The sequence below is a fragment of the Neobacillus sp. S1227 genome (genome assembly GCF_055385255.1).
On record NZ_AP038276.1, the window covers coordinates 2,823,521 to 2,846,875 of the forward strand.

Consider the following 23,355-nt stretch of genomic DNA (forward strand, 5'->3'; position numbering starts at 1 on the left):
GCCCCAATGCTCCCAAAAATCAAAGGTTTAGGCATATAGAACCTTTCTACGTGCCCCAATGCTCCCAAAAATCAAAAGTTCAGGGAGATAGAACCTTTCTACGTGCCCCATCTCTCCAAAAAATCAGAGGTTCGAGCACATAGATCAAAATATCAGCATTCCACTTTAAGTTGGTTGGACTCTATTATACTCCTTCATAATCCGCAATAGCTCTTGATGGTCAATTGCTTCGACCTTTTTTCCATAAGGTTTAACGGTTGTCATTGTTTCGGCTGCAATTAAGGCATTTACGACAGATTCATCAACTGCCTGGCATACGGCCTCATAGGTGGGGTCCAATACTTCGTCATTTACAAACTCCATTTTTAGCTTTTCCGGTGATGATTGAGGAATCTCCATTTCATTTGCTGTGGAAAATGCTAAGAATATATCACCTGAGCTATTTCCCCCAGGACTGCCGCTTCTCCCAATCCCAATCGCTGCTCGTTTGGCAATCCGCTTTAGCTGATGGGGAAGCATCGGAATATCAGTCCCAATAATGACAATAATGGAGCCTTGCTCTTTATCAAATAGTTTGTCCTTCATCATATGTTTTCCAACCGGGACACCTAGAATTGTAAGCCACTCAAGTAAACCAAAATTGGCTTGGACAAGAACCCCTATATGATATGTCTGGCCGTTGATGGTAACAATTCGAGAGGAAGTACCTGTACCTCCTTTAAACCCGTAGCAAATCATCCCTGTTCCCCCGCCAACATTTCCTTCGGCAACGGGTCCCGATTTTGCTTTTTCAATTGCCGAAAGTACATGCTCTTCAGAAATATGCTGTCCGTTAATGTCATTTAGGACACCATCATAGGTTTCGGCAATGACGGGCATAGCCCATAAATGTTCATTGCTAAACTGATCACCATAATGGTTGATTATCCATTTTGTCGCAGCATGATGAGCCATACCTACTGAATGAGTATTGGTGATGCAAATTGGGCTTAAGAAATATCCGGCATCATTCACCCAATGAACTCCCGTCATTTCACCATTTCCATTTAAACTGTAAAAACCCGCCCAAATTGGCTGCATCGTATCTTTTTTTCCGCGGGGCAGGATGGCCGTCACTCCAGTACGAATAGGGCCTTTGCCGATTTGAACCGGCCCTTCCCCTTCAATAATGGTTGTAAAACCAACTTCTACTCCCGGTACATCGGTCAAAGCATTATTTTCTCCTGTCACACCTGGGAATGGCAGGCCGAGATCACGAGCACGCTTTTTTCTCATATTTACAACTCTCCTTACTGCGAACAAAAGAGGGCTCAATCCACTCATTAAGATTTACAGAGTGCAGCGGCCCCCTCAGCTTGTTCTTACTTTATTTTATATTCGTATTTATCCAGGATCCACTGTGGAATCTCCATCCTGGCAGTCATGAGCGGGTCAACAATTTGGCAAATTCTAAGGTCACCCACTAAGGATAGAAGCATGCCTGCTTCATCAACATCAATTCCAAGCTGCTGAACTAAGAACTGATGCATATTGACAGTAGCCTGTTTCGCGGCATCATCTAAAGTTTCTGCCGAAGCGATGGCAATTAACTTCTCTTCGCTTACGAGCATTGGCAATGGATAAGATTCCTCTTTTAAAACATCCACCTTGACGGTTACTTCCCCTGGTATTTCCAAACCGCAAATGACAATCTCCCCGTCCGCCATCACGGCGTGAAGATCGCCCATCGATAGAAGGGCGCCCGGGACATTTACCGGTAAATAAAGAGTCGAGCCTTTGATGATCTGTTTACAATCCATATTTCCTCCATGTTCACCCGGTGTACCGGTTGGGATTTCCTCCCCTACAGGCGCTGTACCAATCACACCAATCATCGGTTTGATAGGAATATGAATTTTATCGTTAAAAATAGCCTTTCCGTCTTGGATTGAAATAATTTTTGTCGTTTCCCCCGACACGTAATCCCGTAAAACACCAAGCTTAGGCGTCGTCGTCATGACACCTTTTTGCTCGATTTTAATATCCATTATTTCCACTTTTAAGATGTCCCCTGGTTCTGCCCCTTCTACATACAAAGGACCTGTGGCAGGGTTGATCTGTTCCCAGCCGACTGAGCTGAAAAGCTGGTCCTCCCTTTGTATTTGATTGCTAAAGCAGTCGTACGTCTCAAACACAACTTTACTGCCCGGCTGCACCTTTTTAACAGGCGGATTCTTAGCTGACATCGTCAGTACCGCTTGTTCCTTGCGAATTATTTCCATCATTACAACTCCCCTATTAAAATTAACCTGCTGTCAGCGTATAAGATACCTTGCCATCAGTATCGACATCGACCAAAGCACCCCTGAGCAAGCCTTGATCATAGTCCGTACCGGCGTTAATGCAAATGGTTCTCCCTAATGTCGTCACACCGCGGCTTTCATGAACATTCCCGTGCAAGGATAAGAGCGGCTGGTATTTTTCTATCGCCTCGCGCACCGCTTTACTACCTGTTGGACCGGTTGCCAGGGAATCCCCATCAAGCACTGGCTTTAATTCATCATCATATAAAGTTCCTTGATCTAAGTCAGTATCATAAGGAGGGATATGAATATTAAAAATGCAGCGATTCATGTCCTTCACCTGCGCGGCCAATTGTTCGATTTTCGCTGCCAATTCTTCCTCGCTAAATTCACGCGGGTACTTAAACACACTAGGCTTTCCGCCGCCCACAGAGAGAATTTCAAACCCGTTTACTTCAATAATTTTTCCATCACCGTTTGCGATAAAACTTCCCGCGTTGATCTGTTCATCTAAATAAAAATCATCGACACTTCCAGGAATCATGATGCAGGGAATTCCCGCAGCTGAAAATCGCTCATCTGCCAAGCGAATCCACTCCTGCAGGACTTCAATCTGCTTTTCTTTGATGATCTGCTCGGCATCATTTTCGTTTAAACGATTCAATTCTTCCTCTGAAACTAAGAAGGGATAGAATCCGGCATCCCTAAGATTTCGCTCCAAGTCTGGCAATTCCTTCTCATTTTTCACTTTGACGGTTGAGCCGTAATACCGGCAAGTATAAACGCCGGATTTTTCTATAATCGGAACAACCATTTTTCCGGTAAAATCCCCTCCGAAAATGACTAAGTCAGCTTTATAAAACTTCCCGGCATTCGTGAATTTTCGAAAGGCTGTTTCAGCGCCATGCAGATCTGCCGCATAAAAAACTTTCACATACCTCACCCCGCTACATTTTTTAAATGTTTATTTAATCCGAAGGTATCTCCTGGAACTGAATATCGATATCGATTCCCTTCTTCGCATGGGACCGCTTCATCACGAAATAGACGATAATTGGGATAAACATTAAGCAGAGCGATACTACAATCATGGTGAATGGCAAGTCGCCTCTTAAAAACGGAATCAGAAGATAGTAACAAATTGATACACTGATTGCCAGGGTTAACCAGCCTAGAATGGTGATTAAATGCATTCCTAAAAATTTTGTTTTTACAATTGGCGGTGAGGAGTTGAACAAAATCTTCTTGCGGGTTGAAAAGACAATTCCGGAAATCCCTAGGAAAATCCAAGCTAAGAACCAAGTGAAAATGGTGTACGCGATATTAGCCGTCCAAGAAGGCATGAAAATATCGAGCATTAAGAAAAACCAGGCACCGATGATGACCGTTCTTAAGGCGTAGGTTGGGGAATTCGTTTTCTTGTTGAGTTCCATAAATTTGCTGGGAATCAAGCGGTCAAATGACCACGCGACAATATTTCGTGAAGGTCCGAATCCAAGGCCCGCCGCTGAGCCAAAGGTCGCCACTGCGAAACAGATAGCAATCAAAAAGACAAACACAGGGCTCTTCGTCATAATTCCAATCATGATGGTGATAAATGGATCATATCCCTTAAACGGATAGGCCTCATGGCCGGCATTGTAAAGATAATACAAGCTATTCGACCAAATATCCCCGAAGTTAATATAAGACATCGCATAGAAAATTGCCCAAACTACCATTAAAATTGCTAGCGAGCCAAATAAGGCTAGAAGCTGTGATTTCTGCACGTTACGGACTTCACCAGCGAGGTTAGCGCCAAAGGTAGAACCAAGTGTATTGAGAATGATGTAGGTAGAACCGGCCATCACAGTAGCCCCAAATAGGAATTTCGTTGTATAGCCGTCTGCAGCCGCTAATTTGATCACATCGCCATAGGCCAATCCTGTCATTTCTGTAAAATTGGCCGCAAATGTTCCCTGCCCGGTAATAAGGTTGGCAATGATAAAGACGACGGCTCCTACCAACGTTGCTCCGAGAGTTAAATATGCCAGCCTCACCATCCATTTGGTTCCTTTATAATAGATAAAGTAAATGAACGCCAAAAGAAGAGTTCCAATAATCGCATGCATGATATTACCGTTGAAAAACTCGGCCAGTCCCAGCCATGTTTCGTCATTTCCGTTGATGAGTGCAATCGAATAGAAGAATTCAACGATCGACCATTTGATAATCCAATTCAACAGAATTCCAGTCCAAGAAATCGATGTAAACGTTATCATAAAACTTGCCATCAGCCCAAGCGACGGATGCAGAATCCTGCTTATATAAATATATTCTCCGCCCGAGCGCGGCATCGAGACTGAAAGCAGCCAATAAAGGCCGGCGATAATAAACATCTGCGCTACCGTCAAAATCGCCCATACCATATGAGCACCAGGATATAAAAATGGTGCCCACATTATATACACGAGTGCGAACATCAATCCCGGGTTGGCAGCGGAATAAATCATCGTGTCAATTGGACTGATCTGCCTGGCAATTCCACCTGTTGACTTCTGTTCAAACAATGCTAGACCTGCTTTAGACATCGTTTCACCCTTCTTTCCTTAAAAATATCGGCTGTTTTTATATATTGCTGCGGATTTCTTTGAGAGCTGGCTTTAAAAAGGATAATTTTATACTTCTTTCGGAGGGTTTTTAGATTGAATTTGCGAATCTATCACTTTTATTTGCGAACTCCCAATAGCGGCAAATATAGAAAAGAGCCAAAATATTAGAAAAACACAGTGGCGAACCTATCCACATCAAAGACGACTTGTTTCCTGAGAAAAGAGGATCTTCCTGGCAGTCACCCCCTTGAGATTAAATTCCTCTTGAAAAAATTAATCTAACAATTTTATCAGCGATTTTACGGCTTGAGCGGAAACGTCCATGCCTGCTTTTTCATCAGCTGTGAGCGGCAATTCTATAATACTTTCAATACCCTTTCCGCCAAGAATCGCAGGGACTCCTAAGTAAATGTCCTTATACCCATATTCCCCTTCCAAATAAGCAATGGAAGGGAGGATTCTTTTTTTATCCTTCACGATTGCCTCGGCCATTTGTACAATGGCCGCAGCAGGTGCGTAATAAGCGCTGCCCTGGCCAAGGAGACTTACAATTTCGCCGCCGCCATTGCGTGTCCGTTCTACAATCTCGGCAATTTTTTCAGCAGAAAGAATACGTTCTAAGGGGATTCCACCTGCGTACGAAAAACGGACCAAGGGAACCATCGTATCACCATGCCCGCCCAGGACAAAGCTGGATATATCCTCCACTGAAACATTTAATTCCTGTGCAACAAAGGTATTGAACCGGGCTGTATCGAGCACTCCCGACTGCCCAATCACCCTGTTTTTAGGAAACCCGGTAGTTTTGTTGCAAACATAGGTCATGGCATCAACTGGATTGCTCAGGACTAAAACATAGCTGTTAGGAGCATAAGCGGCAATTTGCTCAGACACTTCCCTGATAATTTTGGCATTGATCATAACCAAGTCATCCCTGCTCATGCCGGGCTTACGGGCGACCCCTGCTGTAATAATGATTAGATCAGCATTTTTTATATCCCCATAATCAGAGGATCCTATTATCATAGAATCATATTTCTGGACCTGACCTGCTTGGAGAAGGTCCAATGCTTTCCCTTTTGTTGGATTTTCCTGACCAGGGATATCTAATAAGACAATGTCCCCCAATTCTTTTTGCGCAAGCATGAGAGCGATTGTCGTACCAGTATTTCCTGCTCCTATGACTGCAAACTTTTTCCGTGTGAAGGACATACATGACCTCCTTACTCAACGGTCTTATCTACTCCGTTTTTGATTCTAAGTTCGAATCTATTTTAGCTTCTTGTTTTCTAGTAATGGGCTGTTCCATTAATAGCTGCGGCAGGCTTCCATCAGGATGGGGGATCACATTAAAGGCAATTAACGCTCCTTTTTTTCTGGCAGTTTCTACCCCTGCATCAACTGCTGCCTTTACCGCGCTGACATCCCCTTCGACCACTATTGTCACGAGGGCCGGGTCGACCATATTTTGTTTGACAAGTTGGACAAATGAGGTTTTTACCATCACATCCAATGCTTCAATGGAAGTAGCGAGCCCTCTAGTTTCAATCATTCCTAAAGCTTTTGCCAACTCGCCTCACCTCTTCCCCATCTCTTTTTACCAATTTCCCTGTCTGCCCGCTTACAATACATCCGGCATTCGCTTCATCTGTGTCGATATGCATTTCCAAAATATATTTTGGTGAAACTCGAATCTGCACCCTTTCATATCTGATAGGCCGAATTTGATGATCAACTTCCACGGCGACATATTCCCCATCTTCCACACCAAATTGGGCTGCCTGCTCTAATGGCATATGGATATGTGCCTGGGCGATGATCAATCCTTTTTCTAAAAATAGACTGCCATTCGGGCCGATAATAGTTACCGGCGAAGATCCCTCCAAGTCCCCTGATTCTCGTATGGGAGGCTTTAATCCAAGTTTTATCGCGTCAGTTTGACTTACCTCTACCTGTGTTTCCCTCCGTAATGGCCCAAGAACCCGAACTCTTTCAATACTCCCCTTCGGGCCAGCAATCATCACGGTTTCGGAAGCGGCAAACTGCCCGGGTTGTGATAATGCAGCCTTTTTCGTTAACTGAAAACCTTTGCCAAATAGGAATTCCAAATCCTTTTCCTGTAAGTGACAGTGCCGTGCCGATACACCAATAGGAATACTGGCTACCTCATGAGGTTTCTGCTGCAGCCGCCTTATCACTTCCTCAACAATCCGTTGTGTAAGTTCTTCCTTCATCCTATTTACCTCATTTTTTCATCTCTGGAATTATCCCTCAATCTTCGGTAATACCAGCTGCAGTTCAGTATGCGGCCTTGGAATGACATGAACTGAGAGAAGTTCGCCCACACGCTGCGCTGCTTCACTGCCTGCTTCTGTTGCAGCTTTAACTGCTCCAACATCACCAGTTACTAATACAGTCACAATTCCGCCCCCAACATGGACCTTTCCCACAAGATTTACATTGGCAGCCTTAACCATCGCATCCGCTGCTTCCAATGAAGCTACTAATCCCCTAGTTTCAATCATGCCAAGTGCGCCATTTATTGCCATGCCATCTTCCTCCTAAATGAACTAAGATTTTTGATTTTGTTCTAATACACTCTTGACTAACTGAGTAATCATTTCTTCGTCTATTTCCATTCGGTTTTTGCTCGTCATTTTCAATACTTGCTCGACGATTTTCTCACTGCTGTCGACTTTTTCAATCGATTGGACGGGCTTGGGAATGGAGACATCCTTTATTCCGTAAGCAATTCGTTTAATATTGATCAAATGCCGTGCCGTGATGTTGTCCCCGGTAATGTTTCCGCCGTATGACCCGCACCCTAATGTAAGCGAGGCGGTCAATCCTGTCGTTGCCCCCGCAGCCCCGATTGAAGCCAGCGTATTTACTAAAATTCTAGAAACGGGCATTTCGAGGCCAAACATTCTGGCAGTACTCTCGTCATTCGTATGAAGGGCGAGGCTATGCCCCCTGCCGCCAATATTCAATAATTCCTGGCAGATTCTTTTCGCCTCCTCCACATCAGCTGCTGTATATAAAGCGAAAATTGGAGAAAGTTTCTCAATCGAAAAAGGGATTTCCTTTCCAATCAGACTTTCTTCGGCAATCAATAACCGTGTCTCATTCGGAACCTCCACACCAGCCATGCGGGCAATTTTTATGGCAGGTTTTCCAACAATGGCTGGATTCAATTTTCCACGTGTCGGAGAAATCACATTTTCGACCAATGCCTTTTCCGAACCAGATAAAAAGTAGGCACCATTGTTTTTTAATTCTCTTATCGTCATTTCTTTCACGTTTTTGTGGACAACAATCGCCTGTTCGGTCGCACAAATCGTGCCATTATCAAACGTCTTGCTATCAACAATCATCTTGACTGCTTTGCTGATATTGGCTGAACGATCAATATAAACAGGAACATTCCCAGGCCCGACACCGTAGGCGGGTTTACCCGAACTGTACGCGGCCCTGACCAGACCGCCGCCTCCTGTAGCCAGAATCAGTTGAATATCCTGATGGTGCATCAGTTCCGTCGTTGCTGCCATTGTCGGTCTGCTGATCCAGCCGATTAACCCTTCAGGTGCGCCTGCCTCAATGGCGGCATCCCGGCAAACTCTAAGCGCCTCCACCGTACATTTTACCGCCGAAGGATGCGGGCTGACGACAATCGCATTTTGCGATTTTAATGAAATAAGTGTTTTAAAAAATGCTGTCGAGGTAGGGTTCGTCGTAGGGATGATACCGGCGATGACCCCGAATGGGCAGGCGATTTCCGTGATTTTTTCTTTTTTGTCTGTTCTGATGATACCTACCGTTTTTTCATCTTTTATAGATTCATAGACTCCCATTGAACCTAATTCGTTTTTAATTTTTTTATGTTCAACCACCCCCATTCCCGTTTCCTCAACGGCCATTCGCGCTAATCTTTCAGAGGCTTGATAGGCTGCTTGCGCTGTATGCTTGACGATGTGGTCGACGTGTTCCTGGGTAAATTCCTGAAACCTTGCTTGCGCCTCCTTTGCCCTGCTTACAGCTTCCTTCATTTCCTGAATAGAATTCAAATCTGTATCCATCTCAAAATCATACTCCCTCCCTTCATCTAACTTGTTAATCATGATGCGGGAAAAATTTCACCTGACCTAGTCCCTGTTTCAAACTTTGAGTCTTAGACCCTAAACGTTGCCAACTTAATAGTTCTTCCTCCGTTAAGGGGGAATGATCAGACAGCTGGTCCGCTTCTGCCTGTGGTCTTCTGTTAAAACCAATTGAAGCGGAAATATTATTCCAAATGTTGATTTCCTCCTCTGACAGGGGAGTGAGGTGGGTTCTTTCCTTAGAAAAACCTATAGCCGAAGAAATTTCTTTCCATTTTTTTAAATCATAATCTGACAACGGTGGATAATCCGGTCTTTCGATTTCTTCCTGAGGACTTGTGTTCCAACCGTTGGATTGGGACGGACCAGCGTATTCTTCCAGTTTCGAAAGAACTAATCTGGTAATCTTTTCTACCAATTCAGCATCCATTGTTTCACCACCTAAAACTACCTGAGGTTTCTTATATTTTTCCATCTCGTAAATATTTTTCTGCTAATTCATCGGTATCTTCTGTAAAGCCACTACCCAATTCTCGTGTTGTCTCATTATCGCGGCTGCCAACCCAGGCAATTAGCTGAAGCCGCCGCATCAAAATAAAGGTTGGAATTTCCTTTTCTTCCTCCTCCGAGAGCGGACGGACACTTCGATAGCCTTTTAACCATGATTCTATGAGTGCCGGTACATATGGCTTATGCTCAATAAAGCTTAATGAAGTGGCAAGGTCGTACAAATACCAGCCAAATCCGCAATCATCAAAATCGATTACCTTAATTTGGCCGCTCTCCACTAAAAGATTTGCAAGCCGTAAATCGGAATGGATGAGGCCGTAACGGGTCGGGGCTTTACCAAATCGCTCCAAGTTTGTTTTTATCTTTTCGGACACTTTAGTGAACAATTCTGCCCGCTCTGGCGTCATCGCCAGTCCATCCTGCCATCTGCCCCATTTTGGAGATTGGCCAAGAATGGAATCGTAATCCCAAGTAAGCCTTCGGATTTTGTGGAGTTGTTCCCAATTGGCAATACTGTGTTCATGCAGCTGGGCTGTAATCGCACCAAGCATTTCAAATTGGCCGATTAGCTCATCCTCGTTGTCTTCATTTGGTGCCTCTCCATCTAAAAACTTGAAAAGTGTACAGTGGTAGTCTATATTTTCATGGTTGACGACTTGAATATATTCACCATTCACCCCGGACACCGGCAAAGAAACCTGGATAGACGAATGTTGATCAATCGACCTTAACCACTCTAGTTCACTTTCCACTTCTATTTTTGTGTGATACCCTGGGCGGCCCACCCGCAAAATATATTTTTCCTTGGCTGCAGTGTCTCTAATAAGATAAGTAGCATTTTCGGAATAGTTTAATAGTTGAATAGTAGGCTGCGATAAAAAAGTGTAGGAAGGAATGGCGGCATTAGCAATTTGATTAAATTTTTCCAATGATTCCTGTAATGGATCAATTGAGGAGCTGCTCATGATCATTACTCCTTTCAATTAGTTAACTATAGCTATAGACCATTTTCGCTGCCTGTTTGATGCTGGCCTCGCATTTTGACAGTAACTCATCACAATATTCTTTATCGCAAAGCAAACCAGGTTTAAATTGAAGGACCCTGTTATCGAGCATGGAATAAATGGCCCAAACGCCATTTTTGTACAGCTCCTGCATCACAAAGATGGCACCTTGCGGATGGTTGAATTCAAGCCCCATCACCACACCCAGTTGACGGATGCCGACAAAAAAGTCTGGATGCTGTTTCTTAATGGTTTCTAATCCAGTCCGCAAGTATCGGGCCACAAAATCAACGTTTTGCTGAACCTCTTTACGATGCGAAATTTCAAGAACCTTCAGGGCCACAATACAGCCTAATTCTGATCCCCCGAAGGTCGAAATATGTGCAAAACCATCTTCATTCATCCAATTCCCGGCTTGTTTGCTGACGACGGTTGCAGCAATTGGATAAATTCCCCCGCTAAAGCCTTTAGAGGTCACGAGAATATCCGGTTCGACCCCATAATGTTCAATCCCCCAAAGCTTACCAGTCCGCATTAAACCAGTTTGTACTTCATCTGCGATGTATAAAGTCCCGAATCTTTCACACAACTTTTTTACAGCTGATAGATAGCCGCGTTCCGGCAGCGGGAACCCATAGGTTGCAGGGATGGTTTCGATAATGACACAGGCGACATCTTCATTTCCGAGTGCCCGTTCCATAGCATCCAAATCATTGAAGGGAACATGAATAAATTCCGACGGGTCACCCTCACTTAGAAACATTCGGGAATACCGTTCATTTCCCAATGAGACGGCGAGGCCTGTGTGACCGTGGTAGCCATTTATAATAGAAACAATTTTCTTACGTTTCGTTGCATAGCGGGCACATTTCAAGGCTACATCAATCGCCTCGCTTCCGCCTGCCGATAAAATGGAATAGTGAAGGCTGTCAGGTGTACATTGTGAGAGTTTTTCAGAAAGGCGTGCACGAGTCATGGCCGGAAAGTGGTGATTACCGATATCGAATTCATCCAATGCTTCTTTCAAAGTGGCAATAATTTCTGGATTGCGGTGACCAAGATTATAAGTCCCGCCATTTAAATGGACATCCATTAATTTTTTGCCTTCCATATCATAAAAGTAATACCCTTCCCGTTTCCCCATCACCAAGTCAATGCCGTCTTTTTGCCATTGGCTGGTTTTCCCTGGGTTCCACCATTGGATGGAGCGGTCAAGGACGGTTTTTTTACTTCCAAATTCAATCATATGATTTCTCCTCATCTCTCTTTAAAACATTTTTGAAAGGACTGTTATGATGTCATTAACTTTGGGAATTCGGGTACTCTCTTAAGCATCATTTGCCACGATTAATTCAACACCCCGTGCTGAGATTATTTTTTTCCATTCTTCGGGGCAGCTTTGATCCGTGATAATCTTAGATGCATCTGTAATGGAACACATATAAGCAAACGTCGTATTTCCAAACTTAGAATGGTCAGCAAGAACAATGACTTCTTCAGCACGGTCCATCATTTTCCGAGAGATGCTTGATCCGCTGATATCATAATCGGTAATTCCGTTGGCAATGGAAATCCCGCCTGCACAAACAAAGGCTTTATCGGCGCGAAGCATTTCCAGCATCCGTTCGGAGAGCGGGCCGCTCATATATTTCTGGTTTCTTTCAATTTCGCCGCCAATAAAAATGACTCGGCCTTTAAAACTGTCCATGGCTCCAAGCATGACGGGAACAGAGTGAGTAATCAGGGTGATGTCTTGTTTATCCGAAAGGAACGGGATCATGTCGAGCGGGGTCGTCCCGTTGCCGATCATAATGATGTCGCCATCTTCCACTAAGTCTGCTGCCGCCTTACAAATGGCCCGTTTCTCTTTTTGGTTAATCGTTGTTTTTTCATCAAAGGGCAGTTCCCAGCTATGAATCTTATTTTTGATGGCACCGCCATATACTTTTTTCAAATATCCTTCCTTTTCAAGTCGGTCCAGGTCACGGCGGATTGTTTCATCGGAAACCTGGAGAAGAGCGGCCAGGACGCGCACCTGGACCTTGTCTTCTTTTTCTAAAGATTCCATTATGGTTGTTTTTCGTTCTTCATAGGATAAAGACATATCAAGTACCACCTACTAAGCACAGAATTGGAACCTTTCCTCTTTTTTAAAGGTGTTAGTTTTGCAAAAAATAACTGGAAGTTAATTTTCCGGTAATATTTGTCCCCCATCGACAATGATGGTCTGCCCAGTGATAAAGCCTGCTTCCTTGGTGGCCAAAAATAGGGCCGCATAGCCTATGTCTTCGACAGTGCCAAGCTTTTTCATTGGGATGGCGGTGGCCATTTCTTCAAGGTAGTCATCCCCCATTCCTTCGAGACCCTCTGTCAGGATATTCCCTGGCAGCACTGCATTGACGGTGATTTGCTCACCCGCAAGCTCCAGCGCGGCAGTCCGCATAAATCCTAATTGTGCGGCTTTGCTCGCTGCATAGTGAGACCAGCCTGGATATCCGGTAACTGGACCGGTTATGGAGGAAGTGATGACAATCCTTCCGTATTCCGCCTGTTTCAGATAAGGGATACACGCTTGTACCGCATGGAATGTCCCTTTTGCATTGGTATTCATCACAGTATCCCAGTCTTCATTTGTCATTGACTCAAGGGATGCGGAAGGGAAAATCCCGGCATTTGCGCACAAAACATCAATACCGCCAAATGTTTCATGGACCTCTTTCGCTACAGCCTTCATCGAATCACGATTTTGGACGTCACCTTGGAATGCCACAACCTTTACACTCTCACCGCTAAGTTCAGCTGCACACGCTTGGACAGCCTCCAAGTCTCGGGCCACAACCGCTACATTCGCACCATGCCTGGCAAATACTCGGGCAATTCCTTTCCCAATCCCTTTGCTGCCACCCGTAACGATTACCGTCTTACCCTGCAATGAATTATACATTTTAACAGCTCCTTTACCATTTAAATCTGAATGGGCTTTTATTAAAACAACAAAATACAAATATCCAAATTGCATGAAGTTGTGGAATGTCATGTGAATTGTTGTGGATTTTGGAAGATAGTAATGTGTATGATAGGCTGGGACGGATTATTCAGTTTATTTATTCTGCTAATTTGTTTAGGGAAACAGCGCAAAAAAAACAGCATGCAGCCACTAAGGCTGATGCTGTAATAATCCAAGTCTATTATTTTTTTTATTTTTCAATCTGCCATTCATGCACATTATAGAACATGCCGAATTGCTTTGGTTGTCCTACTTTGACTTTCTTATTTACAGCTCCCTGTAGGTAGTCAGAATATAGTGAGAATGTTGGTAGATCCTCGTGAAGGATTTCTTGGATTTTGTCATAAATCACTCTGCGCTTTTTTGGGTCTGGTTCTGATTTACCTTGCGTTAACAAATTATCAAGCTCAGGATTGCTATAGTCAGCAAAATTATAGGTTGCACCAGTGGCATAGAATGTACTTACATCCGGATCAATTTGGTACGGGATTCCTAGGAACATAATATCAAAGTCATGCTTAGCACCTTTTTGCATATGCGTTGGGAAATCGAACTTTTGAACCTGAACGTTCAGCCCTACTGCTTTTAAATTTTCTGCAATAATAACGGCGGATTGCTCACGAACCTGGTTCCCGATTGGAACATTGACACGAATTGGCTTGCTTTTATCCCAGCCGGATTCTGCAATAAGTTTCTTAGCTTTATTTGGATCATACTGGTAATTCTTAATGTCTTTATCAAAATATGGATGAATACTTGTGTACGGTCCATCAATGATTTCTGCTTTTCCTTTTAAAAGCTTCTCAACAAGTTGCGGACGGTTAATCGCATAAGCGATCGCTTGGCGCATCTTCTGATCAAAGGTTTTTGTATTCAGGTAGATTTCCTGCCAATCATAGCCCTTTGGATCATTTGTTGTGACATTCGCCATATTTTTCACTTTTTCAATATCTTGAATCGCAATTGCGCCGGTAGAAGGATAGTTGATATGAATTTCACCGGTCTGCAGCTGCGCTGTTATATTTGCCTGCGGAACCACCTTAAAGAAAAGCTTTGCTGTTTTTGGTGCACCGCGATAATAATCTGGGTTGGCCTTAAGTTCTACACTTGATTCCCCGCTGAAATTAACGAGTGTATAGGCGCCATTGGAAACCGTTGGTTTTAACATAAATGGATCTTGATGAAGTGTTGCCGGATCTTTATCCTTCAAAATATGGCTTGGTACAGCTCGGAAATTGATTAAGCTCCCTTTTATATAGTTCGGGTCAGTCGGTTTCTTCGTGTGAATGACAAAAGTTTTGTCATCAACCACTTCAATCCCCTTAACTGTCTTTTCTCCTTTAGGAAGCTGGCCATTTTCATCTAAGCCATCAATCACATTAAGAGTTTTCAAGCCGGAGCTTTGAACGACAGGATTTGCCAGCAGGTCAAACGTAAATTTAACATCCTCAGATGTAACAGGTTTTCCATCTGTCCAATTTGCCTTTGAATTGATTTTAATCGTAAACGCTTGGTTATCCTTTGTATCAAAGCTTTCTGCTAATTTATTTTGAAATTTCATGTTTTCATCTGGTTCAAAGAAAGGATCAAATAGAATATTTGCCAATGTGATGGCACCCAAGTCACGGGTATTAATCGGATTGATCGCACCAATAGCGTTTGAAACACCTACGACAATGGTATCACCAAATTGTCCTGAGCCGCCGCTCTTCCCATTTTCCTTCGTTGTACTTGATGCATTATTAGAACCTGAACATGCACTTAAAAATAATAATAAAGCAACCGATAAAACCGTTAAAAATTTTCCTTTTAGCTTCTTCATTCACGTCCCTCTTCTCGTTTGATATTGGATTGCGATATATCATTGGGGGCAAGGCCTCCAATTGTTTAACGCATTAATGTGATGAGGGGATGACCCCCACTGCGTTAATGCGCTAAATACTTTAAAGTTACTTCAATGTTTTCGGATCCAGAGCGTCCCGCAGGCCATCACCGATAAAATTGATGGCTAATACGACCAGGACAATCATAACCCCAGGAGGAACCCATAGCCACGGCTGGTCGGTTAATACCGTTAAAGATTGGGCATCTGTAAGCATATTCCCCCAGCTTGCTGTCGGCGGCTGTACCCCCATCCCGAGAAAGCTTAAAGATGCTTCTACGATAATGGCTGCTGCTATGCCAAATGTAGCCTGGACAAGTATCGGTGCAATCGCATTCGGTAAAATATGCTGGAATAAAATCCTTGGTGTACTTAACCCAAGCACAACGCCCGATTTGACATAATCAACATGTTTCAGCGAAAGTACCGTTCCGCGAACCAATCTGGCAACAGCTGGCCAGCCGAGGAGTCCCAAAATCCAGATGATATTAAATAGGCTTGGCCCCAAAATACTAACTACCACAAGAATTAACATCAATCCTGGGAATGACATGAAGACGTCTGTCAATCGCATTAATACAATATCGACCCATCCGCCAAAATAGCCGGAAACCGCACCTAGGATTGTTCCAATAAGGGTGTAAATAAGTACTGCCCCTAGTCCGACTGCCATCGAGACCCTTGAAGCATAGATAAGACGGGTGAAAAGATCTCGGCCGACTTGGTCGGTTCCTAACCAGTGCTCAGCAGATGGCGGTGCAGAGAACTCGTCATAAACCTGATACGGATCCTTTGGAGCAATAACCGGTGCAAATATCGCGATCAGGATGATTAATAACATCAAAATACTGCCTGCTACCGCCAAACGATGCTTCATAAAACGTTTGACAATAAGTTGTAAGGGGGTTTCCTCTCCCCCAGTCTCTAGATGGGAAATGGGAGGTTCTACTTCTTTTTTGAGATTTGTTTCAAGCAATGACATCCCTTGTTCCTCCTTTCCTATTTATACTTAATGCGAGGGTCAACGAACGAATAAACAATATCTGTTAATAGATTTGCAAACAGTACCATAAAAGCTGTTAGTAGATTAAGAGCCATCAGTGTTGGATAATCCCTGGACATGATCGACTGAATGGTCAACTGTCCCATTCCCGGCCATTGAAATATTTGTTCGGTGATGACCGCCCCGCCAAGCAAGAAAGGAATCTCCATACCGATGATCGTAATAATCGGAATCAAAGCATTTTTTAAAGCGTGTTTATTGGTAACAACAAATTCCTTTAATCCCTTTGCTCTCGCAGTCCGTAAATAATCCTGGCCAAGGACCTCCAAGAGACTTGCCCGGACATAGCGGACATATTGTCCTGAAATTCCGACTGCAAGCACAACCACCGGGAGAATTAAATGCTGCACCTTATCAAAGAAATTATCTTCACTGCCGAGGGTCGACATGCCCCCTGCAGGTAGAATCTGCAATTGGACGGCAAAGATATAAATAAGGCCCAAGCCTAAGAAAAAATGAGGGATCGAAATTCCAAAGAACGAGGTCCCTGTCGCCAAATAGTCAAGTTTGCTATATTGCTTGACTGCACTTAAAATCCCAAGCGGCAGGGCGATGATTAACCCGACTAGAAGGGCAAGTCCCATTAGTTCAAATGTTGGGCCAAGCCTTTCGAAAATCATCTTTGATACTGGTTCATAGGTTGAAAAGGAGTAGCCTAAATTGCCTTGTGCAAGATTACCAAGCCAATGGAAAAATTGAATGTAAAGCGGATCATTCAAGCCCAGCTGTTCCTTCCTCATCTCCAAGAGTTCAGGTGAAGAATTGGGGTCGACATACATATCAACCGGGTTTCCCGGCGCCATATTAATAATGATAAAATTGACAACCATAACCCCAAATAACACGGGGATGGCAATTAAAAGTCTGCGGATAATATAGGGAACCAAATTTTCACCCTCTTTCAAAAACTAAAATTTATGCATCGTTAACAGCAAAACAAGCAATACTATGTTCCTTTCCTTTGAGAACAGGTCTTTGCTCCCGACAAATCGCCGTTGCAATCGGGCATCGGGTATGAAAGCTGCAGCCGCTCGGTGGGTTAGCTGGGCTTGGCACATCGCCAGCTATAATGATTCTTTCTTTCGATCTTAATTCAGGGTTCGGTATCGGATAAGAGCTTAACAACGCTTTTGTATAAGGATGCTGCGGATTTTTGAAAATTTCTTCCGTTTTTGCAACCTCGACAATTCTTCCTAAATACATCACTGCAATCCGGTCGCTGATATACTTAACAGCTCCTAATCCATGAGCAATAAACAAATAAGTAAGGTTAAATTCCTTTTGAAGATCCTTCAATAAATTTAGGATTTGTGCCTGAATGGATACATCCAATGCAGATACCGGCTCATCGCAAATGATTAGTTTTGGATTTAGGGACAAGGCTCTGGCAATTCCGATCCGCTGCCGCTGGCCGCCGGAGAATTCGTGCGGGTAGCGATTTTTATAGCTTTTCGGCAGACCGACCAGTTCCAAAAGCTCGTCTACTCGTTTAGGAATTTTTCCCTTTTCAACTACTTGATGAATTCTCATCGGTTCTTCAAGGAGATCCTTGATTCTTTTCCTTGGATTCAGAGAGGAATATGGGTCTTGAAAAATAATTTGCAAGTCCCGGCGCAGACCTTTCATCGTATCTCTGTTAGCAGTGGTGATTTCTTTCTCCTGAAAATACACCTTACCCTCTGAGGCATTTTCCAGCCTGACAAGCGTTTTCCCGATGGTTGATTTCCCGCAGCCCGACTCTCCTACCAATCCGAGTGTTTCACCCTCGTTAATATAAAAGTCGACCCCATCTACTGCCTTAACGTGACCAACCGTTTTCGAAAAAACACCCTTTTTAATAGGGTAATAGGTTTTTAATTTTTCTACTTTTAGTAAAGGAGTTGTTTCTTTTTCAATCATGGTGGTCATGTGAATATCTCCTCCTTTGGTTGATCGGAGTTTGTCCTTAAACCGTCTTCCTCCGTTAACCAGCATCTTACTATATGTCCTGCTTGAACACTTTTAAGTCTAGGCTGTTCCTGCTCGCAACGTTCCGTTGCATATGGGCAGCGGGTATGGAACCGGCAGCCTGCTGGCATCTGTTTGATGCTTGGTACTGAACCAGGGATTGAAGCTAGGCGTTGTTCACTTTCATACTCCAAATGCGGAATGGAGGCCATTAACCCTTGGGTATAAGGATGCTTTGGCTCTTTAAATAGCGTGAATACATCTGCTTCCTCGACAACCTGTCCGGCATACATGACAATTACCCGGTCGGCTGTTTCCGCAATTACCCCTAGGTCATGGGTAATCAGCATAATGGCCGTATTAGATTCCTTTTGCAGGGTTTTCATCAATTCGAGAATTTGCGCCTGAATCGTTACATCCAGGGCGGTTGTTGGTTCATCCGCAATCAAAAGCTTTGGCTTGCAGGCAAGCGCCATCGCAATCATCACCCTTTGCCGCATTCCGCCTGACAATGCATGCGGGTATTCCTTCATAATCTCATTCGCCCTTGGTATTCCAACCTTTTTTAACATTTCAATGGCGTATTCCTTAGCAGCCTTTGGATTCATTTTTAAGTGAAGCTTGATTCCCTCAACCATTTGGTTGCCAATCGTAAAAACGGGGTTTAATGAGGTCATCGGTTCCTGAAAGATCATCGATATCTCATTTCCCCTGATATCTCTTATACGCTGATTGGATACTTTTGTAAGGTCTTCTTCTTCGAAAAGAATCTGGCCCTTTTTCACCTTTCCGTTTTTTCCTAGCAAACCCATAATAGATAAGGAGGTTACGCTTTTTCCGCAGCCGGACTCGCCAACAATGCCGATGGTTTCTCCAGGGTTAACTGAAAAACTCACCTCTTCTACTGAAACCACTTCATCTTTGTCTGATTCAAATGCAATTTGTACTTGGTTTACTTGCAGTAAAGGTTTCATCCCTTCACCCCTCTTTCTAGAAAGTATTAATTTTGTAAATTTTCCGAACATTCTACTCGGTTAACATCATTTTAATAAAAATGGCAGTGTGAAAAAAAGGGACCTGAATTGACATTTCGTATCATTACTTGACAAACAAAAATAGAGTTAAGCTTGTTGATAATCTTAAAGTATAGTATATTTTGAATATTAAAATAATGTTTTAGGGGGTGCTATATGTACCAATTAGTTATTGCTGATGATGAATATGAAATCCGGCACGGCCTGGTAAACTATTTTCCGTGGACTGAACTTGGATTCGAAGTAATTGGGGAAGCAGCAAATGGGAAAGAAGCCCTGGAGCTCGTATCAGAGGGAAATGCAGACGTTTTGCTTTGCGATATCCAAATGCCGATCATGACCGGCATTGAGATCATAAAGGAAATGCACGAGCAAAACTCCCCTGTGCTGACTGTATTTTTAAGCGGTTACCAAGAGTTTCACTATGCCCAGTCCGCTATTAAGTACGGGGTCAAAAATTATATTCTAAAACCAACAAACTTCTCTGAAATAACAGAAGCATTTACACAAATCAAGAAAGAACTTGACCAAAGAATTCCAGCCTCCACCCAAACGGTATCTGCAAAACTAAAAGACGATGATGATCCAATTATTAATAAAATTAAAGATTATGTGAAAACCAATTTTAAAAATGCCACCCTGGATGAGGCTGCTAAAGTCGTTTATATGAACCCCCATTATGTAAGTAAATATTTTAAACAAAAAACAGATGTCAATTTCTCTGATTTTCTTTTTCAAGTCAAAATGGAAGAAGCAGCAAAATTAATTAAAGAAATGAAGTACAAAGCCTATGAGGTAAGTGAAATGGTCGGATACAGCAATGCCAAGAATTTCACACGTGCGTTCCGAAAATATTTTGGGGTCAGCCCAAAGGAATATCGGCTAAATTAAGGTCTGATTCCAATGGACTCTTTAAAACGTTCCTTTTTTATTAAAAATTTAAGCAAACTGCTGATTCCCATGCTGATTCCTATACTCATTCTTGGTTCACTTGCGATAACACTAATCCATTTATATCTGAAAGAAAAAATTAATCAGGAAAACCTGAATCTTCTCAATCAAATCCAAATGAATGTGGAAATGATTTTCGATGAGGTAAATTCTATTAACTTAACTATTGCGGCCAGTGCCAGGGAATTTCTAGACTTGCAAAATATGCTCGAGAAAAAATGGCTCGACCCAGAGGATTTTGTTAAACTGGCGTCGTTAAAAAACACCATCGACTCTCCTGCTATTGCCCATCCATACATAGATTCGATTTATATTTATATTGAAAATGATAAAAAACGATTTTTAACCTCAACAACTGGCGGTATGGTGGACCTTGGGAATTTCGATGATACCTCTTGGTATAAGGGGCTTGACAAGGTAAACAGCGGCGAAACGGTTTGGACAAACAGAAGAACAGTCATTCGAAAGCTTGCGGATTTCCCCGACCAAAAGATTGAGGTCATTTCCTTGTATCGGAGCTTTACTCTTGCAAATGGCAACCTGGGGTACATTATTCTGAATGTAAATACTGATTATGTAAAGGACAATCTAAACAGCTTATATAAAATGAGCGGTCAAAATATTTTGGTCTTGGATAAAAATAGACAGGTTCTGTTTGAAAATCATCCAGTCCATTTAACCTCATTCGAAACGAAGGAAATGATTTCCTCTTCTAATGAAATTAACGAATTGAACATTGGCAATACCCCTTCTACTGTTTTTAAGCTGGACTCAAAAAAATATGGCTGGGTGTTTTTTTCTACCATCCCGCGGAGTTCTCTTTATAAGCTGCCGTACCAATTGAGTTTGCTTACTTTAGTTTTGCTGCTTTCTTCAGTTATTGTGGGAGGAATTATCGCTTATTTTCTGACGAAAAAGAATTTTGCCGAAATTGATTCGATTGTCAATATCTTAAATAATGCCGAAAAGGGTGAACCCCTTCCCCATTTACCAAACGACGTAACAGATGTTCACAGCCTAATCATCCATAAGATTTTGACCAATTTTATGGAACAATCCTATATGAAGGTGCTTCTTTCGGAGAGAAAGTATAAAATGCAGGCGCTGGAATTATCAATGCACCAATCTCAACTAAATCCACATTTTTTGTATAATACACTGGAAACGATAAATTGGAAGGTGATAAGTCTCACACAACGTCCAAACGAAATCAATGGGATGATTGATAATCTAGGGAAAATCCTTCGCTATTCCTTAAGCGCGAAGGATAGTTTAGTTTTTTTCAAAGATGAAATAAAGCATACGAAAAGCTATGTGGATATTCAGAAAATCAGACACAAGGACCAGTTTGTGTTGTGTTGGGAATTTGATGAGGGTGTTGAAAACTATTATGTAGTGAAACTGTTCCTCCAGCCTCTGATAGAGAATGCCCTTCAACATGGCCTGCCGGGCTTGGGGAGAAAGCTTTCGATAAAGGTGAAAATAAGAATCTTCCCGACACATCTTTACGCGGTAGTCATCGATAATGGCAAGGGAATCAAAAAGTCAAGGCTAGAGGAAATCCGCTTGAAGCTGAGGTCAAATTATACAGCATCCGATCACATCGGCCTTTATAATACTCACAAGCGCCTGCTGCTTACATACGGGGACAACTACGGTCTGGTCATCCGCAGCAAAGTTAATTGGGGAACAACCATTTCCATAAAAATCCCTATCAAATAAAAAATGGGCCTGGCACCAGTGCGTTAAACATTAACGTGCCGGTGTTCAGGTCCCTTTCACATCTTAATTTTCATTTAGGTACTTCAATGCACTTTTGACAAAATACTGGACGCCCAGAATCAATGCTTCCTCTTTTACATCAAATTTTGGATGATGGTGTGGGTAATTTTCAGCAGGGTTGTGACTTCCCGCACCCAAGAAGGCGAAGCATCCTGGTGCTGCCTCTGCAAATGCCGAGAAATCTTCACTTCCCATCAAAGCTGTGCCTCTTACAAAATTGTTCTCACCAAAAGTCTCAATAACAACTTTTTCAACCATAGAGGTAATTTGTTCTTCATTGATAGTTGGACTGTAGCCAAAGTCATAGTTTAATTCATATGCTGCACCATGTGCTTCGGTGTGTCCCTTTAATAACTTTTCCATCCAAATTGGAATTTGCTTGCGAACCTCAGGATCAAACGTACGAACAGTTCCGCCTAATGTCACTTTATCAGGAATGATATTGTTGGCCGTTCCCCCATGGAACTGAGCAACCGTAATAACTGCCCGATGGCTGGCATCGACTTTTCTAGAAATAAACTGATTGATTCCATCGACAAGCTGAACACCAATGGCAATTGGGTCAACAGTTTCTTCCGGAGCCGAACCGTGCCCGCCTTTACCTTTAATTACAATATCAAAATCATCGCAGGCTGCTGTCACATGTCCATAACAGAGCGAGAATTTGCCCATCGGGCCTTGTGAACCGAGGTGAAGTCCAATCACACCGTCAATGCCATCAGCTGCCCCCGCCTTCACCATTTCCTGTGCACCGCCAGGGCTCAGCTCCTCCGCATGCTGGAAGAAAAAGCGGAGTTCTCCTTTTATTTCGTCCTTTAACTGCGACAGAACTTTAGCAGCACCAAGGAGTATAGCCGTATGTCCATCATGGCCGCAGGCATGCATCACACCTTTATTTTTTGAGGCAAATGGCAATCCAGTCTCTTCAAGGATTGGCAGTGCATCCATATCTGCCCGGAGCCCTAAGACTTTGCCAGGCTGGCCGCCGAATAAGCGTCCCATGACACTGGTCGGTGTTACCCTGGAAACTTCAATATTGCCAAAGGATTGCAGTTTTTCATAAACGTAATTAGAGGTTTCAAATTCTTGAAAAGAAAGCTCTGGATTTTCGTGAAAATGTCTGCGCCATTCAATTACTTCTTGTTCAACTGCTTCTATCAATTTCTGGATATCGACTACTTTTTCAATCATAATATCCCTCCTCT

General features: G+C 43.0%; 22 protein-coding genes. 2 read left to right on the top strand and 20 right to left on the bottom strand.

All coding sequences use genetic code 11. The features are described from left to right. Window positions 1-165: 165 nt before the first annotated feature. From ACZ5AE_RS14240 to ACZ5AE_RS14330, 19 genes are all read right to left on the bottom strand, one after another. A complete protein-coding gene (locus tag ACZ5AE_RS14240) occupies window positions 166-1,275 on the bottom strand; it encodes a DmpA family aminopeptidase (protein ID WP_464573359.1) in 1,110 nt (369 codons plus the stop codon). Between the two features lie 86 nt (window positions 1,276-1,361). Next, window positions 1,362-2,261, bottom strand: a complete 900-nt coding sequence (locus ACZ5AE_RS14245) for an acetamidase/formamidase family protein (RefSeq protein WP_464573633.1) — start codon at window positions 2,259-2,261, stop codon at window positions 1,362-1,364. Between the two features lie 22 nt (window positions 2,262-2,283). Next, a complete protein-coding gene (locus ACZ5AE_RS14250) occupies window positions 2,284-3,216 on the bottom strand; it encodes a metallophosphoesterase family protein (RefSeq protein ID WP_464573361.1) in 933 nt (310 codons plus the stop codon). 34 nt (window positions 3,217-3,250) lie between these two features. Further along, entirely contained in the window at window positions 3,251-4,852 is a 1,602-nt protein-coding gene (locus tag ACZ5AE_RS14255; protein ID WP_464573363.1) for an APC family permease, read from the bottom strand. Window positions 4,853-5,146: 294 nt separating this feature from the next. Further along, window positions 5,147-6,085, bottom strand: coding sequence for a malate dehydrogenase (gene mdh / locus ACZ5AE_RS14260; RefSeq protein WP_464573365.1), 939 nt, complete (start codon window positions 6,083-6,085; stop codon window positions 5,147-5,149). 28 nt (window positions 6,086-6,113) lie between these two features. Then, window positions 6,114-6,443 (bottom strand): BMC domain-containing protein, encoded by a 330-nt coding sequence (locus tag ACZ5AE_RS14265; RefSeq protein WP_464573367.1) that lies wholly within the window; start codon window positions 6,441-6,443, stop codon window positions 6,114-6,116. Then, the gene (gene pduL, locus ACZ5AE_RS14270) at window positions 6,418-7,107 is read right to left on the bottom strand and encodes a phosphate propanoyltransferase (protein WP_464573369.1); all 690 of its coding nucleotides are present in this window, start codon (window positions 7,105-7,107) and stop codon (window positions 6,418-6,420) included. The genes ACZ5AE_RS14265 and pduL overlap by 26 nt, the downstream gene beginning before the upstream one ends. A 30-nt stretch (window positions 7,108-7,137) precedes the next feature. Further along, window positions 7,138-7,422 (bottom strand): BMC domain-containing protein, encoded by a 285-nt coding sequence (locus ACZ5AE_RS14275; protein WP_213115508.1) that lies wholly within the window; start codon window positions 7,420-7,422, stop codon window positions 7,138-7,140. Window positions 7,423-7,443: 21 nt separating this feature from the next. Further along, the gene (locus ACZ5AE_RS14280; RefSeq protein WP_464573371.1) at window positions 7,444-8,991 is read right to left on the bottom strand and encodes an aldehyde dehydrogenase family protein; all 1,548 of its coding nucleotides are present in this window, start codon (window positions 8,989-8,991) and stop codon (window positions 7,444-7,446) included. Further along, window positions 8,984-9,445: a hypothetical protein gene (locus ACZ5AE_RS14285; protein WP_464573373.1), complete on the bottom strand. Its 462-nt coding sequence runs from the start codon at window positions 9,443-9,445 to the stop codon at window positions 8,984-8,986. The genes ACZ5AE_RS14280 and ACZ5AE_RS14285 overlap by 8 nt, the downstream gene beginning before the upstream one ends. Continuing rightward, window positions 9,432-10,445, bottom strand: coding sequence for a phosphotransferase enzyme family protein (locus ACZ5AE_RS14290; RefSeq protein WP_464573375.1), 1,014 nt, complete (start codon window positions 10,443-10,445; stop codon window positions 9,432-9,434). The genes ACZ5AE_RS14285 and ACZ5AE_RS14290 overlap by 14 nt, the downstream gene beginning before the upstream one ends. 22 nt (window positions 10,446-10,467) lie before the next feature. Continuing rightward, window positions 10,468-11,730 carry a class-III pyridoxal-phosphate-dependent aminotransferase gene (locus tag ACZ5AE_RS14295; RefSeq protein WP_464573377.1) on the bottom strand — a complete coding sequence of 421 codons (1,263 nt, stop codon included), beginning with the start codon at window positions 11,728-11,730 and terminating at the stop codon, window positions 10,468-10,470. Between the two features lie 81 nt (window positions 11,731-11,811). Then, window positions 11,812-12,588 (bottom strand): DeoR/GlpR family DNA-binding transcription regulator, encoded by a 777-nt coding sequence (locus ACZ5AE_RS14300; protein ID WP_464573379.1) that lies wholly within the window; start codon window positions 12,586-12,588, stop codon window positions 11,812-11,814. Window positions 12,589-12,669: 81 nt separating this feature from the next. Continuing rightward, entirely contained in the window at window positions 12,670-13,428 is a 759-nt protein-coding gene (fabG, locus tag ACZ5AE_RS14305) for a 3-oxoacyl-ACP reductase FabG (protein WP_464573381.1), read from the bottom strand. 253 nt (window positions 13,429-13,681) lie between these two features. Beyond that, window positions 13,682-15,313 (bottom strand): ABC transporter substrate-binding protein, encoded by a 1,632-nt coding sequence (locus ACZ5AE_RS14310; protein ID WP_464573383.1) that lies wholly within the window; start codon window positions 15,311-15,313, stop codon window positions 13,682-13,684. Between the two features lie 127 nt (window positions 15,314-15,440). Then, window positions 15,441-16,355: an oligopeptide ABC transporter permease gene (opp4C, locus tag ACZ5AE_RS14315; protein WP_464573385.1), complete on the bottom strand. Its 915-nt coding sequence runs from the start codon at window positions 16,353-16,355 to the stop codon at window positions 15,441-15,443. A 17-nt stretch (window positions 16,356-16,372) separates the two neighbouring features. Then, window positions 16,373-17,323 (bottom strand): ABC transporter permease, encoded by a 951-nt coding sequence (locus ACZ5AE_RS14320; RefSeq protein WP_464573387.1) that lies wholly within the window; start codon window positions 17,321-17,323, stop codon window positions 16,373-16,375. Window positions 17,324-17,351: 28 nt separating this feature from the next. Further along, on the bottom strand, window positions 17,352-18,344 hold the full coding sequence (locus ACZ5AE_RS14325; protein ID WP_464573389.1) for an ABC transporter ATP-binding protein: 993 nt from the start codon (window positions 18,342-18,344) through the stop codon (window positions 17,352-17,354). Continuing rightward, complete coding sequence (locus tag ACZ5AE_RS14330) at window positions 18,341-19,357, bottom strand: ABC transporter ATP-binding protein (protein ID WP_464573391.1); 1,017 nt, start codon at window positions 19,355-19,357, stop codon at window positions 18,341-18,343. The genes ACZ5AE_RS14325 and ACZ5AE_RS14330 overlap by 4 nt, the downstream gene beginning before the upstream one ends. Window positions 19,358-19,573: 216 nt before the next feature. On the opposite strand from ACZ5AE_RS14330, the gene ACZ5AE_RS14335 reads away from it, so the two are divergent. Next, entirely contained in the window at window positions 19,574-20,308 is a 735-nt protein-coding gene (locus tag ACZ5AE_RS14335; protein ID WP_464573393.1) for a response regulator transcription factor, read from the top strand. Window positions 20,309-20,320: 12 nt separating this feature from the next. Next, window positions 20,321-22,090, top strand: a complete 1,770-nt coding sequence (locus ACZ5AE_RS14340) for a sensor histidine kinase (RefSeq protein ID WP_464573395.1) — start codon at window positions 20,321-20,323, stop codon at window positions 22,088-22,090. 63 nt (window positions 22,091-22,153) lie between these two features. Here the strand turns inward: ACZ5AE_RS14340 and ACZ5AE_RS14345 are convergent, their stop codons facing one another. Continuing rightward, window positions 22,154-23,341, bottom strand: coding sequence for a M20 metallopeptidase family protein (locus ACZ5AE_RS14345; RefSeq protein WP_464573397.1), 1,188 nt, complete (start codon window positions 23,339-23,341; stop codon window positions 22,154-22,156). Window positions 23,342-23,355 lie beyond the last annotated feature (14 nt).